13 protein-coding genes and 1 pseudogene are annotated in these 14841 nt (G+C 71.9%); 8 read left to right on the top strand and 6 right to left on the bottom strand.

The features are described 5' to 3' along the window. Positions 1-218: 218 nt before the first annotated feature. Positions 219-1115, bottom strand: coding sequence for an alpha/beta hydrolase (locus CA983_RS28480; RefSeq protein ID WP_086603697.1), 897 nt, complete (start codon positions 1113-1115; stop codon positions 219-221). Between the two features lie 96 nt (positions 1116-1211). On the opposite strand from CA983_RS28480, the gene CA983_RS28475 reads away from it, so the two are divergent. Beyond that, positions 1212-2246 carry a PucR family transcriptional regulator gene (locus CA983_RS28475; RefSeq protein ID WP_086603696.1) on the top strand — a complete coding sequence of 345 codons (1035 nt, stop codon included), beginning with the start codon at positions 1212-1214 and terminating at the stop codon, positions 2244-2246. A gap of 263 nt (positions 2247-2509) precedes the next feature. Next, positions 2510-2710 (top strand): helix-turn-helix transcriptional regulator, encoded by a 201-nt coding sequence (locus CA983_RS28470; RefSeq protein ID WP_086603695.1) that lies wholly within the window; start codon positions 2510-2512, stop codon positions 2708-2710. 61 nt (positions 2711-2771) lie between these two features. Here CA983_RS28470 and CA983_RS28465 read toward each other — a convergent pair whose 3' ends face one another. After that, positions 2772-3815 carry a zinc-dependent alcohol dehydrogenase family protein gene (locus CA983_RS28465; protein WP_086603694.1) on the bottom strand — a complete coding sequence of 348 codons (1044 nt, stop codon included), beginning with the start codon at positions 3813-3815 and terminating at the stop codon, positions 2772-2774. A 108-nt stretch (positions 3816-3923) separates the two neighbouring features. On the opposite strand from CA983_RS28465, the pseudogene CA983_RS48225 reads away from it, so the two are divergent. The 3 genes and pseudogenes from CA983_RS48225 to CA983_RS28455 form a co-directional block, all read left to right on the top strand. Then, positions 3924-4025 (top strand): annotated as a pseudogene (locus tag CA983_RS48225) (TetR/AcrR family transcriptional regulator); the annotation flags it as partial. 79 nt (positions 4026-4104) lie between these two features. Further along, positions 4105-4344, top strand: a complete 240-nt coding sequence (locus CA983_RS28460) for a heavy-metal-associated domain-containing protein (RefSeq protein ID WP_086603693.1) — start codon at positions 4105-4107, stop codon at positions 4342-4344. Positions 4345-4503: 159 nt separating this feature from the next. Further along, positions 4504-6759, top strand: a complete 2256-nt coding sequence (locus tag CA983_RS28455) for a heavy metal translocating P-type ATPase (RefSeq protein ID WP_086603692.1) — start codon at positions 4504-4506, stop codon at positions 6757-6759. Positions 6760-7445: 686 nt separating this feature from the next. On the opposite strand, the gene CA983_RS28450 is transcribed toward CA983_RS28455, so the two are convergent. Continuing rightward, the gene (locus tag CA983_RS28450; RefSeq protein WP_086603691.1) at positions 7446-8735 is read right to left on the bottom strand and encodes a citrate synthase; all 1290 of its coding nucleotides are present in this window, start codon (positions 8733-8735) and stop codon (positions 7446-7448) included. A gap of 178 nt (positions 8736-8913) precedes the next feature. Then, the gene (recD2, locus tag CA983_RS28445; RefSeq protein ID WP_086603690.1) at positions 8914-11193 is read right to left on the bottom strand and encodes an SF1B family DNA helicase RecD2; all 2280 of its coding nucleotides are present in this window, start codon (positions 11191-11193) and stop codon (positions 8914-8916) included. Positions 11194-11315: 122 nt separating this feature from the next. Between recD2 and CA983_RS28440 the strand changes: the two genes are divergently transcribed. From CA983_RS28440 to uppS, 3 genes are read left to right on the top strand one after another with little or no spacing between them, the layout of a single operon-like run. Continuing rightward, entirely contained in the window at positions 11316-11918 is a 603-nt protein-coding gene (locus CA983_RS28440) for a DUF6230 family protein (RefSeq protein WP_086603689.1), read from the top strand. Beyond that, a complete protein-coding gene (locus CA983_RS28435; protein ID WP_086603688.1) occupies positions 11915-12295 on the top strand; it encodes a DUF6114 domain-containing protein in 381 nt (126 codons plus the stop codon). The genes CA983_RS28440 and CA983_RS28435 overlap by 4 nt, the downstream gene beginning before the upstream one ends. A 1-nt stretch (position 12296) precedes the next feature. Then, positions 12297-14201 carry a polyprenyl diphosphate synthase gene (uppS, locus tag CA983_RS28430; protein WP_143645577.1) on the top strand — a complete coding sequence of 635 codons (1905 nt, stop codon included), beginning with the start codon at positions 12297-12299 and terminating at the stop codon, positions 14199-14201. 156 nt (positions 14202-14357) lie between these two features. On the opposite strand, the gene CA983_RS28425 is transcribed toward uppS, so the two are convergent. Next, positions 14358-14618, bottom strand: coding sequence for a hypothetical protein (locus tag CA983_RS28425; protein WP_086603686.1), 261 nt, complete (start codon positions 14616-14618; stop codon positions 14358-14360). A gap of 36 nt (positions 14619-14654) precedes the next feature. Next, on the bottom strand, positions 14655-14841 hold a 187-nt coding region (locus CA983_RS28420), incomplete at its 5' end, for a CGNR zinc finger domain-containing protein (protein WP_208637063.1).

The following is a 14841-nucleotide window of genomic DNA, read 5'->3' as shown; positions in this document are numbered from 1 at the left end:
GGTGTGGATCTCCCAGTGGTCGCCGTGCACGTCGTCGTCGGTCTCCACGTGGAAGGTCATCACCTGCCAGCTGTCCTGCTCGGGGTCGAACGCGGGTTCCTCGACGCGCACCTCGCCGCCTTCATCGAGGCGGATGAACGAGGTGAAGAGGCCGAACGGGGCGAGGGTCATGGCCGGAGTGTCCTTTCCGGGCTGAGTCGTCGGGCAGGTCGGCCGGTTCACTCGGCCAGGGCGCGGCGCAGCACCGCGCCGAGTTCGGCGATCTGCCGCTGGGAGACGTCGGCGGAGAGGATCGCCTGCGAGCCGTGGAAGGTGCCGGGCCACTGGTGCAGTTCGACCGGCACACGGGCCTGGAGCAGGCGCAGGGCGTAGGTGATGTCCTCGTCGCGGTTGGGGCACAGCTCCGCGGTGGCGACATAGGCCGGCGGCAGGCCGGCGAGATCGGTGGCCCGGGCCGGGGCCGCGTACGGCGTGGCGGGTGCCGCGCCCAGGTAGTGGCGCCACGACGCGGCGACCTTGTCGCGGTTCATCCAGGGCGTGTCGGTGAAGTTCCGCTGCGACCACGTCTCCTGCCGGTCGTCGAGCTCGGGCTGGTTGAGCAGCTGGAAGCGGATCGGCGGCCCCTGCTGGTCGCGCGCCCGCAGGGCCAGCGCGGCCGCCAGGCCTCCGCCGGCGCTGTGCCCGCCGACCGAGATGCGCCGCGGATCGATTCCGAGGGCGGCCGCGTGCTCGGCGGTCCAGGTCAGCACGGCGTACGCGTCGTCGAGAGCGGCCGGGAACGGGTGCTCGGGAGCCAGGCGATAGCCCACCGAGATCACCACCGCGCCGGAGGTGGCCGCGAGCCGGGCGGCCCACGGGTGCTCGGTGTCCACGTCGCCCATCACGAAGCCGCCGCCGTGCAGCCAGACGACGGCGCCCTGCGCCTGATGCGGGCGGTAGACGCGGACCGGCACATCCGGATCGGCGGGAACGGTGTGGTCCTCGACCTCCATACCGGAGGTGTCCGGTGCCGGCACGGCGGTGGCAAGTTCGGCGAAGTTCTTGCGCTGGGCGACCGGGTCGGTCAGGTCGGCGCGGGGGAACAGCGGTACGAATGCCTCGAGTTCAGGGTCCATGCCGACCATCCTCACCGTCGCCCCGGCCCCCAAGCATCCGCCAACTGTCGGGCATCGGGGCCCCGTTGTGCGTCGATCGGCGCTTATCCTCTCGCCATGGAGGCACTGGCCGTACGACTGTCGCAGTTGGACGCGCAGGTCGAGGGCGCGATACGCGTCGTCATGTTCTACGACACCCTCATGCGCCGCCGGGTGGACCTCCCGGCCCTGGCCCGGGCCTCGGCGGGCCTGGCCGAGTGCGTGGCCGGGATCCGGCTCCACGGCACGGGGCGATCGATCCGCTTCTCACCGGACGGCGGGGAAGCGCCCGCCCCGCCCGCACCCGGGTCCACCACCGTGCCGGTCACCCTCGACGAGGAGGAGATCGGCACGGTGTGGCTGGAGCGGGCGGGTACGCCCCTGCCGCTCGACGACGTGCTGCTGGACCGGCTCGCCCTCGCCGTCGCCGGGGTCGTCGAGCGCTACGGGCCGGCCCGCACCACCATGGCCGACCCCGCCCTCGTCGAACTGGTGGTCAGCCGCGACACCGAGGAAGCGGCCAGGGCCCGGGCGTTACGGCTTCTGGGCTTCGCAGCCGATCTGCCGGTGCACGTCGTCGCCGTACGGTCGCGGCTGCCGCTCGACCGGATCGGCGGCCTGCTCTGTCCGTCCCGTCCGGTGAAGGCGGCACCGCTCGCGGGCGTGGGCGTCATCCTGGCCACGACCGTGGACCGGGCGCGGTTCCCGTCCGGGGTGCGCGCGGGCATCGGCGCCGCCGACAGTCCCGACCGGTCCTGGCAGCAGGCCCGTACGGCCCTGCGTTTCACCACCGCGCGCCGACCGGTGGTCTCGCACGCCGACCTGGGAGCGCTGACCCTCCTCGCCGAGGTGCCGCCGGACGCCGTACGGGCCAACGCCGACGTGGCCGCGATCGCCCGGCTCGCCGACTCCCCGGAGGACCTGGAGACCCTGGACGCCTACTGCTCCACGGGCTCCTTGCGCCGGGCCGCCGAACTGCTCCATCTGCACCACAGCAGCGTGGCCCGCCGGCTCGAACAGATCGGCAACGCCCTGGGCTTCGAACTCACCGAGCCGGCCGGTCTGTTGCGTGCCGGTCTCGCGCTCACGGCCTGGCGACTGCTCGACGACTGACGACCCCGCCCGGGTGCCGCGTCAAGGCGCCCCGCCGGAGCTCCGGCGCGCGCCTTTGCCCCGGCTGTGTCACAAACGCCCTCTTCCTGTCACACGTGTCGCATGTACGCGGGTCTTCCGTCACACACCGCGCACAGGCCCTGCCCTGTGTCACCGAAGCGTCGTTGTCCGGACACAGGCTTGTTGATCGCCAGCGCAGCGCCCGGCTCCCCCGGACGGCCGTCCCCGGTCGCCGCCGTGGTGCGCGCGGGGAGGTGCACGTCATGACCGACCGAAGGCTCTGGTCCTACAAGGAGATCGCGGCACACATCCGGGTGCAGCCGGACACCGTGCGGTCCTACCGCAAGCACGGCCTGCTGCCCCCGCCCGACCACGTCGAGAGCGGCAAGCCCTACTGGTACGCCGACACGGTCCGGGCCTGGGTGGCCTCCAGGCCCGGCAACCGCGCCCGAAGAGCCGACTGACCTTCCCGGCCCGACCTGGTGCCCCACCGTCGCGTGGGGCACGGCTGTCTTCGAGGGAGGGTCAGCGCCACGGCTCGATGACCGTCGCGCCCGCCGGTGGCGCCGTCCCCATCGCCGCCAGCGCGGGCGGGGCCTCGTCCAGCGGGATCGTGGACGTCACCAGCAGGTCGGGGCGCAGGACTCCGCTGCGGACCAGCTCCAGCATCGGCGGATAGCCGTGCGCGGCCATGCCGTGGCTGCCGAGGAGTTCGAGCTCCAGGGCTGTCGCGCGCGCCATCGGCACGGGTGTCGTGCCGGTCGGGGAGGGCAGCAGGCCGACCTGGACGTGCCGGCCGCGGCGGCGCAGGCCGTTCACGGAGGCGACGCAGGTGGCGGGTGAGCCGAGGGCGTCGAGGGAGAGATGGGCACCGCCGCCGGTGAGATCACGGACCGCCGCCGCCGGATCCGGCACGGCCGACGCGTCCAGGCACTGCGCCGCCCCGAACTTCCGCGCCAGGTCGAGCGCTCCGGCCGACACGTCGACGGCCACGACCCGCGCGCCCGAGGCCACCGCGATCATCACCGCCGACAGCCCGACCCCGCCGCAGCCGTGCACCACCACCCACTCCCCCGCCGCGACCCTGCCCTGCCGCACCACCGCCCGGTACGCCGTGGCGAACCGGCAGCCGAGGGAGGCCGCCGTCGCGAACGACAGCTCCCCGGGGAGCGCCACGAGGTTGACGTCGGCGTGGTCCAGGGCCACGTACTGGGCGAAGGAGCCCCAGTGCGAGAAGCCGGGCTGGGTCTGCCGCTCGCAGACCTGGTGGTCACCCGCCGCGCAGGACGGGCAGGTGCCGCAGGAGCAGATGAACGGCACGGTGACCCGGTCGCCGGGCCGCCAGCGGGCCACCCGGTCGCCCACCGCCTCGACGACCCCGGCGAGTTCATGCCCCGGCACGTGCGGCAGCACGATGTCCGGGTCGTGGCCCTGCCAGCCGTGCCAGTCGCTGCGGCACAGCCCCGTGGCCTCGACCCGCACGACGACCCCGTGCTCCGCGGGCTCCGGATCAGCGACGTCCCGCACCTCGGCCGGCTCCCCGTACCGCTCGAACACCACGGCCCGCATGTTCTCCCCGCCTTCCGTTCGTGCCCGGGGTCGCTGGGTGTCCTGGCGCCCGGGCACCCAGCGCCTCGGGGCACGCTAGTCCGTACCCATGGGCAGGCCGAAGGTGAGGTCCTGGCCCACGAGGGCGCCGAACGCGAGGCCTACGTCCAGGAGCTGAAGGACGCCCTCCTGTGCTACCTGCGACCGCTGGTCGGGGACGTCGTGAAGTGATACCCCCTAGGGGTACAGTTGGGGTATGCGGACCCCACAGGTCCCCATTGCCCCACATGCCTCGACGAGGAGTAACGACATGACCGCCCAGACCGACACCACGGGCCCCGTCACCACCGTCTACAAGGTGAGCGGCATGAGCTGCGGACACTGCGAGGGCGCCGTCTCCGGCGAGATCTCCCAGATCTCCGGCGTCAGTTCGGTGACGGCCGTCGCCTCGACCGGCGAGGTCACCGTCGTCTCCGCCAGCCCGCTCGACGACGAGGCCGTACGGGCCGCCGTCGACGAGGCCGGTTTCGAGCTGGCCGGCCGAGCCTGACACACACGAACCTCGGACGACCGACCAGGCCTGAGACACCCCGGTCCTGGCACTCGTACCGACGTACGGGCCGTACGCCGCCGCCCCGGCCCGTACGGCCCGTTCCGCTTCCCGGGCGCCCCGCCCCGCCTGGAGTCCCGCACCACCTGGAGTACGGACATGACCAGCACCACCGCCAAGGCGCCGACCGACCGCGAGCCGGCGCTCGCCGAGGTCGAGCTGCTCATCGGCGGGATGACCTGCGCCTCCTGCGCGGCCCGCGTGGAGAAGAAGCTCAACCGCATGGACGGCGTCACCGCCACGGTGAACTACGCGACGGAGAAGGCCCGGGTCACCTACCCCGCGGACATCGAGGTCGCCGACCTGATCGCGACCGTGGTGAAGACCGGGTACACCGCCGAGGAGCCCGCGCCCGCGCGCCAGGAGGAGCCCGCCGCCGAGGGGGCCCAAGCCTCAGAGGAGGACCCCGAGCTGTCGGCCCTGCGCCGCCGCCTCGTCGTCTCCGCCGCCCTCGCCGTCCCGGTCGTCCTGCTGGCGATGGTCCCGGCGCTCCAGTTCGACAACTGGCAGTGGCTCTCGCTCACCCTCGCCGCCCCGGTCGTCGTCTGGGGCGGGCTGCCGTTCCACCGGGCGGCCTGGACGAACGCCCGGCACGGTGCCGCCACCATGGACACGCTGGTCTCCCTCGGCACGCTGGCCGCGTTCGGCTGGTCCCTGTGGGCCCTGTTCCTCGGCGACGCGGGCATGCCCGGCATGCGGCACCCCTTCGAGTTCACGGTCTCGCGCGGCGACGGCGCCTCCTCGATCTACCTGGAGGTCGCCTCCGGCGTCACCGCCTTCATCCTGCTGGGCCGCTATCTGGAGGCCCGCTCCAAGCGCCGTGCGGGGGCCGCCCTGCGCGCGCTCATGGAGCTGGGCGCCAAGGACGTCGCCGTGCTGCGGGACGGGCGCGAGGTGCGGATCCCGGCGCAGCGGCTGGCCGTCGGCGACCGGTTCGTCGTGCGGCCCGGCGAGAAGATCGCCACCGACGGCACGGTCGTCGAGGGCGCCTCCGCGGTGGACGCCTCGATGCTGACCGGCGAGTCGGTGCCGGTGGACGTGACGGCCGGGGACGCGGTCACCGGCGCGACGGTCAACGCGGGCGGGCGGCTCGTCGTCGAGGCCACCCGGGTCGGCGCCGACACCCGGCTCGCGCGGATGGCGAAGCTGGTGGAGGACGCGCAGAACGGCAAGGCCGAGGTGCAGCGGCTCGCCGACCGGATCTCCGGCATCTTCGTGCCGGTGGTCTTGCTGATCGCCGCCGCCACGGCCGGGGCGTGGCTCGGGCTGACCGGTGACGGCGTCGCCTCGTTCACGGCGGCCGTCGCTGTGCTGATCATCGCCTGCCCGTGCGCGCTGGGCCTGGCCACCCCGACCGCGCTGATGGTCGGCACGGGCCGCGGCGCCCAGCTCGGCATCCTCATCAAGGGCCCGGAGGTCCTGGAGTCCACGCGCCGGATCGACACGGTCGTCCTGGACAAGACCGGAACGGTCACCACGGGCCGGATGACCCTCCAGGAGGTCCACGTCGCCGAGGGCGCCGACGAGAAGGAGGTGCTGCGGCTGGCGGGCGCCGTCGAGCACGCCTCCGAGCACCCCGTGGCCCGTGCGATCGCGCTGGGCGCCGAGGAGAGGGCCGGACGGCTCCCGGACGTCGAGGACTTCGAGAACGTCCCCGGGCGGGGCGTACGGGGGCGTGTGGAGGGCCGCGAGGTCGCCGTGGGGCGGCTCTTCGACGACGTACCGCCCGAGCTGGCCCGCGCGCGGGACGAGGCCGAACGGGCGGGCCGTACGGCCGTCCTGGCCGGCTGGGACGGGACGGCGCGGGCCGTCCTGGCCGTGGCGGACGCGGTCAAGGAGACCAGTGCCGAAGCGGTGCGCGAGCTGCGCGCCCTGGGGCTCACGCCGGTGCTGCTGACCGGGGACAACCGGGCGGTGGCCGAAGCGGTGGCCGAGGCCGTCGGGATCGACCAGGTCATCGCGGAGGTCCTGCCCGAGGACAAGGTCGACGCCGTACGGCAATTGCAGGCCGAGGGGCGGGTCGTCGCCATGGTGGGCGACGGCGTCAACGACGCGGCCGCGCTCGCCACCGCCGACCTGGGCCTGGCCATGGGCACCGGCACGGACGCGGCGATCGAGGCGGGCGATCTGACGCTGGTCCGCGGCGACCTGCGCGTGGCCGCGGACGCGATCCGGCTGTCGCGCCGGACGCTGGCCACGATCAAGGGCAACCTCGTCTGGGCCTTCGGCTACAACGTGGCCGCGCTGCCGCTGGCCGCCGCGGGACTGCTGAACCCGATGATCGCCGGGGCCGCGATGGCCTTCTCGTCGGTCTTCGTCGTCACGAACAGTCTCCGACTGCGGACATTCCGGTGAAGTCGCCCGAATTCGCCCTAAGTTCACGGCGAACGTGATATGAGCCCCTCTGGAGTCCCGAGCCCGGCTCACATAAGCTCTTCACAAGGCTCGCGCATCATCCTTACGCTTGAGCCCCAAGCGGCATACCCAGTCTCTTGCGTACCTTACGGACATACGCAAGAGACGCAGATCACAGTGATGTGAACGTAACCATCGAAGGGGTTCGAAGGTCTAAGTTGACGATGTCGGGGAGCGTCTTGGGGGGCGTCACCCGGCATCTGGAGATGTCTTGGGGGACTTCTCCAGAGATGCGTTGCCGGGGCACGTACACCGGGAAGCTTTGAGCGGCCCTCCCGGTCGTGCGCTGTCCCGGCAGACCGCACACCGCAGTACGGCGAGTTTTGCTCGTTGTGCTCAACAGCGATTCAGGCGCTGTCCTCACAGACGCCCGGCCGGATCCCGTGGGGGGAATCCGTACCGGGACTGGGAAGGCGCCCTGGTCGTCGGCCCGTGGGGGGACCGGCGACAGGGCGCCTTCTTTTCTTTGCCGCCACTCGAGCCTTCTCGCTCGCACGTAGGCAGCCTTCCCGCTCCGGCGCGTACGCAGCCGTCCCGCTCCGTACGTACGCAAGAGCCCCCGCACCCGCACGAGCGCGGATACGGGGGCCGAGCGGTACTGCGCCTCAGCGCTCCTCGACGGAGACTCAGCGCTCCTCGACGGGCACGAAGTCGCGCTCGACGACGCCTGTGTAGATCTGGCGCGGGCGGCCGATGCGGGAGCCCGGCTCCTTGATCATCTCGTGCCACTGGGCGATCCAGCCCGGCAGCCGGCCGAGGGCGAACAGGACCGTGAACATCTCGGTCGGGAAGCCCATGGCCCGGTAGATCAGGCCGGTGTAGAAGTCGACGTTCGGGTAGAGGCTGCGCGAGACGAAGTAGTCGTCGGAGAGCGCGTGCTCCTCCAGCTTGAGCGCGATGTCCAGCAGCTCGTCGGACTTGCCGAGGGCGGACAGCACGTCGTGCGCGGCGGCCTTGATGATCTTGGCGCGCGGGTCGAAGGACTTGTACACCCGGTGGCCGAAGCCCATCAGGCGGACGCCGTCCTCCTTGTTCTTCACCTTGCGGATGAAGGAGTCGACGTCGCCGCCCGCGTCGCGGATGCCCTCCAGCATCTCCAGCACGGACTGGTTGGCGCCGCCGTGCAGCGGGCCCCACAGCGCGTTGATGCCGGCGGAGATCGAGGCGAACATGTTCGCCTGCGAGGAACCGACCAGGCGGACCGTGGAGGTCGAACAGTTCTGCTCGTGGTCCGCGTGCAGGATCAGCAGCTTGTCGAGCGCGGAGACCACGGTCGGGTCCAGCTCGTACTCCTGCGCCGGGACCGAGAAGGTCATGCGGAGGAAGTTCTCGACGTAGCCGAGGTCGTTGCGCGGGTAGACGAACGGGTGGCCGATCGACTTCTTGTACGCGTACGCCGCGATCGTCGGGAGCTTGGCGAGCAGGCGGATCGTGGAGAGGTTGCGCTGGCGCTCGTCGAACGGGTTGTGGCTGTCCTGGTAGAACGTGGACAGGGCCGAGACGACCGAGGACAGCATGGCCATCGGGTGGGCGTCGCGCGGGAAGCCCTTGTAGAAGTTCTTGACGTCCTCGTGCAGCAGGGTGTGCTGCGTGATGTCGTTCTTGAACGTCGAGAGCTCGTCGACGGTCGGCAGCTCGCCGTTGATCAGCAGGTAGGCGACCTCCAGGAAGGTGGAGCGCTCGGCCAGCTGCTCGATCGGGTAGCCGCGGTACCGCAGGATGCCCGCTTCGCCGTCCAGGTAGGTAATGGCGGATTTGTAGGCGGCGGTATTGCCGTAACCGCTGTCCAGCGTCACCAGACCGGTCTGGGCGCGGAGCTTGCCGATGTCGAAGCCCTTGTCACCGACGGTGCTGTCGATCACCGGGTAGGTGTACTCGTCGTCGCCGTACCGCAGTACTACAGAGTTGTCGCTCACGTCATCCCTCACCGACGTTGTGCCTCTTCTTCGAGGTGCCCTGACTGTCTCTACCATCCCCCACTCGGCTCAGGAGAGTGCACTCGGGGTCGACCATCGGGCCTATTGACGGCACTGAGTGCCGTCAACTTCCTCATCCTGCCCCCTGTGTTCCCCTTCTGGAAGTGCTCTGTGACCTTCACGACTCATTTGATCGATCATTTTTCGTTGAACCGAGCCGGAAGTCGAGTGCCGTGCACCGGCGGCCCGCGGACACGGAGCGCACCGCCTGGCCGATCGCCCTGCGCGAACCGACGAGGACGACAAGCTGTTTGGCCCGGGTGACCGCCGTGTAGAGCAGGTTGCGCTGGAGCATCATCCAGGCGCCCGTGGTGACCGGGATGACGACCGCCGGATACTCGCTGCCCTGGGAGCGGTGGATGGTCACGGCGTAGGCGTGAGCCAGCTCGTCGAGCTCGTCGAACTCGTACGGAACCTCCTCGTCCTCGTCCGTCAGCACCGTCAGACGCTGGTCGACCGGGTCGAGCGAGGTGACCACGCCGACGGTGCCGTTGAAGACACCGTTCTTGCCCTTCTCGTAATTGTTGCGAATCTGGGTGACCTTGTCGCCGACGCGGAACACCCGTCCGCCGAATCTCTTCTCGGGCAGATCGGGGCGGCCCGGGGTGATGGCCTGCTGAAGCAGGCCGTTGAGGGTGCCCGCGCCCGCGGGGCCCCGGTGCATGGGGGCGAGGACCTGCACGTCCCGCCGCGGGTCGAGCCCGAACTTGGCCGGGATGCGACGCGCCGCCACATCGACCGTGAGCCGCCCGGCGGCCTCCGTGTCGTCCTCGACGAAGAGGAAGAAGTCCTTCATGCCGTCGGTGAGAGGGTGTTGGCCGGCGTTGATCCGGTGCGCGTTCGTCACCACGCCCGACTGCTGGGCCTGGCGGAAGACCCGGGTGAGGCGGACGGCGGGGATCGGGCCCCCGTCGGCCAGGAGGTCGCGCAGCACCTCCCCCGCGCCGACGCTGGGCAGCTGGTCCACATCCCCGACGAACAGGAGATGGGCTCCCGGCGGCACGGCCTTGACGAGCTTGTTGGCGAGGAGCAGGTCCAGCATGGACGCCTCGTCGACCACCACCAGGTCGGCGTCCAGCGGGCGGTCCCGGTCGTAGGCCGCGTCGCCGCCGGGCTTCAGCTCCAGCAGGCGGTGGACGGTGGAGGCCTCGGCGCCGGTGAGCTCGGACAGGCGCTTGGCGGCCCGGCCGGTCGGGGCGGCGAGCACGACCTTCGCCTTCTTGGCGCGGGCCAGCTCCACGATGGAGCGGACCGTGAAGGACTTTCCGCAGCCGGGGCCGCCGGTGAGGACGGCGACCTTCTCGGTCAGCGCGAGCCTGACGGCGGCCTCCTGCTCGGGGGCGAGGTCGACGCCGGTGCGGGTTTTCAGCCAGCCGAGAGCCTTGTCCCAGGCCACCGCCCGGAAGCCCGGCATCCGGTCCTCCTCCGTGCGCAGGAGGCGCAGCAGCTGGGCGGAGAGGGAGAGTTCGGCGCGGTGGAAGGGGACGAGGTAGACGGCGGTGACCGGCTCCGAGCCGCCGTCGGGGCCAGGGACCTTCTCCCGTACGACCCCCGGGTCGCCGCCGTCCTCGGGGACCTCTGCCAGCTCCGCGAGGCACTCGATGACGAGCCCGGTGTCGACCTGGAGCAGCTTCACCGCGTCCGCGATCAGCCGCTCCTCGGGGAGGTAGCAGTTGCCCTGGTCGGTGGCCTGCGACAGCGCGTACTGCAGGCCCGCTTTCACGCGCTCCGGGCTGTCGTGCGGGATGCCGACGGACTGGGCGATCTTGTCGGCGGTGAGGAAGCCGATGCCCCAGACGTCGGAGGCGAGGCGGTAGGGCTGGTTCTTCACGACGGAGATGGACGCGTCGCCGTACTTCTTGTAGATGCGCACCGCGATGGACGTGGACACCTCGACGGTCTGGAGGAAGAGCATGACCTCCTTGATGGCCTTCTGTTCCTCCCAGGCGTCGGCGATCTTCTTCGTCCGCTTGGGCCCGAGACCCGGGACCTCGATGAGCCGCTTGGGCTCCTCCTCGATGATCTGGAGGGTGTCCAGCCCGAAGTGCTGCGTGATCCGGTCGGCGAAGACGGGCCCGATGCCCTTGACCAGGCCGGAGCCGAGATAACGGCGGATGCCCTGGACGGTGGCCGGCAGGACCGTCGTGTAGTTCTCCACGTGGAACTGCTTGCCGTACTGGGGATGCGAGCCCCAGCGGCCCTCCATGCGCAGGGACTCCCCTACCTGGGCGCCGAGCAGCGCGCCCACGACCGTGAGCAGATCGCCGCCGCCTCTGCCGGTGTCGACCCGGGCGACCGTGTAGCCGTTCTCCTCATTCGCGTACGTGATCCGCTCGAGAACGCCTTCGAGCACGGCGAGTCGCCGTTCGTCGGCGGGGGTTCCCGTCTGGTTGGGCATGATCCGACCGTACCGCCGGGGTGTGACAGCGGGAGTGGGGCCAGGGGGTCTGGGGTCGCCAGTCGTATCGGCCGATTGTGAGTTCGGCAGTACTTCGGTCCGGGACGGTCGTTGGGCCGGGCGTGATCAAGAACAACGACCCCGTGCTGACGCGGACCGGGCGGACGAGCCGCCTGCGGTTCGCCTTGGCCCTGGCGCCCGTTCTCCTGGGTGCCTCCGCCCTGCTGGCCGGAACCGCCGCGGGGGCCGTCTCCGTGGCGTTCGCGGGGGAGGTGCCGGTCACGGTGCATGCCGCTCGGGTGACCGGGTCGGGTGTCTCGGCCTCTCCGGGCGCCTCCGGGCGTGGCGGGCTGCTGCCGGCGCTGGCCACGCGGGTGGAGCGGGCCACCGTGCACGACGCCTGCGTGACCTCCACCGCCCACCTGCCGGTCGTCGGCGCGGTGACGGCCGTCGTGCGGATCGAGCGTGCGTCGGCCACCGGGTTGGCCGTGGAGACGGGCAAGACCACCGCCGGGTCGGTGAAGCTGTCCGGGGCGAGGTTCAGTACCCCGCAGAGGTCCCTGGACCGGCCCACGGGCCTGTTCACCGTCGGCGCGCAGAAGGTCAGCGGCAGCCGGGTGACCACGCAGCCGCGTGCCTTCACGGCCGGAACGATCACCTCCGAGGGTGTGGCCATCGAGTTGCGCCAGGGCGAGGGCGGCTGCGCGCCGGGAGTGGCCCGATGACGATCGCGATTCGACCTGGTGGGTGGCCCGCGTGGCGTCAGGGCCGGCCGTTCGCGGCGGGGCTGCTGCTCGCCCTCGGCGGACTGGAGTTGATCTGCGTGTCCTGGGTGGGGCTGGGGTTCCTGCGGTTCACCGGCACCGCGGGCGCGGCGTCGTGGACCCTGGGCGCCCTGTTCGTCGTCGCCGGTGTGACGACGTGGCGCACCCCGGCCCTGCGCTACTTCTCCGGCGTCCTTGCCGCCGTACTGTCCCTGGTCAGCCTGGTCGCCGCCAACCTCGGCGGCCTGCTCCTCGGCTTCCTGCTCACCGCCGTCGGCAGTGCCCTGGCCCTGGCCTGGATCCCCCAGCAGGCGCCTGCGGCGCGAAAGGAGGCGTGAGGTGAGGCCTTCCCCCGTGCACCCCGCCCGGGTCTACCGGCGCGGCGGCATCCACGACCCGGTCCTGCGCCGCGGCTACGAGGCATGCCGCCGGGCCACCCGCGCCCGGGGCGACATCGAGTACGCCGTCTCGCTGCTGCTGCCGCCGCCGCTGCGGATCGCCACCTGGGCGTTGTACGGCGCCGGGGTGACGGTGGACTGTCTGGCGGACACGACGCAGCCGTCCGACACGGAGGACGCCGGACGCGCCGAGCGGCTGGAGGCGTGGATCTCGGCGTTCGACGCCGACCTGCGCGACGGCCGCAGCACCGACCCGGTACGGCAGGCGCTCATCCACACCATGCTCACGTGGAACCTGCCGCCGGGATTCATGCACACCCAGTTCGAGCAGCTGCGCCTGGACGTCCAGGGGCGCCAGTTCACCACGTGGCAGGAGTGGCGGCGCTACAACAGCCTGGTCACCACCCCGTTCGTGCTGCGCGCGGCCTCGCTGATGATGCGGGTCGCGGGCCTGTCCGCCGAGCCTGAGGCGATCGCCTCGGGCGTACCGGAGGCGGCGGTGGCGTCGCAGAGGGCAGCCGACGCCATCATCCTCACCGACGCCCTCGTCGACCTCTCCGAAGACCTGGCCGACGGCCATGTGCCGCTGCCGCAGGAGGCCTTGGACGAGGCCGGCGTGCGCCGCGCGGACCTGCTGGACCGGCGCAGCACCCCGGCCTTCGAGGAACTGGTGCGCCGCCTGGCCGACCGGGCCCGCGGCTGGCTGGACCGGACCCCGGTGCCTCCCGTGCTGCACCCGGCGATCGGCATCGCGCTCGGCGCCTACACAGACCTGTACCGGCTGCGCCTGAGGGCCGCCGCCGACGCCCCGGCCGCGCTGCTGCACCGCCGCCCGGCCCTGCCGGACGGCGCCCGGCTGCGCGTGCTGCTGCCCGCCCGGGCGCGGGCCGCACTGGCCTGGTCCCTGTTCCCGTTCCCCGTACGGCCCTGCCCGCCGCCGGAACCGGCCGGCCCGCCCGCAGGGCTCGCCGGGGCAGGCGAAGTGCGCTCGGTCACGGCCGAAGGGCGCTCACTCGCGGCCGAAGCGCGCTCGCTCGCCGCCGAGCGGCGACCGGTCGTCCCTCCGGCGCCGCACCCGTCCGGCGCCCGCCCGCCCCGGCTGCCCGCCGGGGCCGTGCCGCGCCATGTCGCGATCGTGATGGACGGCAACGGCCGCTGGGCCACCGCCCGGGGCCTGCCGCGCACCGAGGGCCATCGGGCGGGCGCCGACGCACTGGTCGACGTCGTCCACGGCGCCCTGGAGATCGGCCTGAAGTACCTGACCGTGTACGCGTTCTCCACCGAGAACTGGAAACGCCCGGCTGACGAACTGCACGGGCTGATGCAAGAGATCCCCCGGCAGCTGCACCGGATCACGGACGACACCAAGCCGCTGGACGTCCGCGTGCGCTGGGCCGGACTGCGCTCCCGCCTGCCGGCCGACGTCATCGAAGCACTCGTCGAGGCGGAGCAGAGCACCCGCGACCGCACCGGGCTCACCCTGACCGTGTGCCTCAACTACGGCGGCCGGGCCGAGATCACGGCAGCCGCGGCACACCTCGCTCAAGAGGTGGTCTCCGGGCGGATCGACCCCGCGTCGGTCTCCGAGCACGTCTTCGCCCGTCACCTGCACGTCCCCGAACTGCCGGACGTGGATCTGCTGCTGCGCACCGGCGGCGACCAGCGCACCTCCAACTTCCTTCCCTGGCAGGCCACTTACGCCGAGCTGCTGTTCCTCGACACGCCGTGGCCGGAGGTGGACCGCCGCGACCTGTGGAGCGCGATCGAGCAGTACGCCCGCCGTACCCGCCGCTACGGCTCCATTCCCCGCATCCCCGCCCAGGCGCGGCCCGCGGACAGGGGATGAGCCGACGGTGCCGCCGGGGTCCGCACGCCCATGGAGCAGGCCATCCTGCCGGCCTGATTGCGGACAGTCCTTGAGTGAGGGACCGGACGGTGCTCGGCCTGCCGGCCGGCACCGCGGGCAGTGTCTGGTCACTTTGGCTCTGATCAAGGATCAGAGTCACTCTTCGGACTGCTGTTCGTGTCGGTGGGTGCCGCGGGCCAGTTCCTGCAGTAGCTCGTGCTCGGTCTTCCCGGTCTCCCGGGCCACCTTGCGCAGCAGTAGGGCGCAGAGGGCCGCCGCCCCGTCCAGGAGGGCCTCGGCCGCCATGGGGTCCTCGCGCCGTCGCTCTGTCACGTAGACCGTCAGCAGGTCGTTGCCGGAGACGTAAGCGGTCATGAACTCGATGCCGTTACGAAGACGGTCGTAGTCGCTGGTCATAGTCGAACCGTGCCACACGCGTCGAGACTGCCGCAGTCACCGGGAGCCGCTGCGGCGGGCATACGCGCGGGCCGCGCGGGCGCGGTCACCGCAGCGGGTGGAGCACCACTGGCGGCGGCCGTGGCGGAGCAGGTAGCGGTTGCAGGGCGGCGAGCCGCAGGCGGTGAGGCGTTCGGCGTCGGGGGAAGTGAGCAGGTCGGCGGCGTCGGCGGCGAGGGTGGCC

Source organism: Streptomyces swartbergensis (genome assembly GCF_002148965.1).
GTDB lineage: Bacteria > Actinomycetota > Actinomycetes > Streptomycetales > Streptomycetaceae > Streptomyces > Streptomyces swartbergensis.
Note: the sequence above shows the minus strand (reverse complement) of the source record. Positions and strands in the feature narration are given on the sequence as shown.

Excerpts from the sequence above, each read along its gene's own strand:
- CA983_RS28480 (WP_086603697.1), bottom strand. The coding sequence starts at position 1,115 with ATGGACCCTGAACTCGAGGCATTCGTACCGCTGTTCCCCCGCGCCGAC.
- CA983_RS28475 (WP_086603696.1), top strand. The coding sequence starts at position 1,212 with ATGGAGGCACTGGCCGTACGACTGTCGCAGTTGGACGCGCAGGTCGAG.
- CA983_RS28470 (WP_086603695.1), top strand. The coding sequence starts at position 2,510 with ATGACCGACCGAAGGCTCTGGTCCTACAAGGAGATCGCGGCACACATC.
- CA983_RS28465 (WP_086603694.1), bottom strand. The coding sequence starts at position 3,815 with ATGCGGGCCGTGGTGTTCGAGCGGTACGGGGAGCCGGCCGAGGTGCGG.
- CA983_RS28460 (WP_086603693.1), top strand. The coding sequence starts at position 4,105 with ATGACCGCCCAGACCGACACCACGGGCCCCGTCACCACCGTCTACAAG.
- CA983_RS28455 (WP_086603692.1), top strand. The coding sequence starts at position 4,504 with ATGACCAGCACCACCGCCAAGGCGCCGACCGACCGCGAGCCGGCGCTC.
- recD2 (WP_086603690.1), bottom strand. The coding sequence starts at position 11,193 with ATGCCCAACCAGACGGGAACCCCCGCCGACGAACGGCGACTCGCCGTG.
- CA983_RS28435 (WP_086603688.1), top strand. The coding sequence starts at position 11,915 with ATGACGATCGCGATTCGACCTGGTGGGTGGCCCGCGTGGCGTCAGGGC.
- CA983_RS28425 (WP_086603686.1), bottom strand. The coding sequence starts at position 14,618 with ATGACCAGCGACTACGACCGTCTTCGTAACGGCATCGAGTTCATGACC.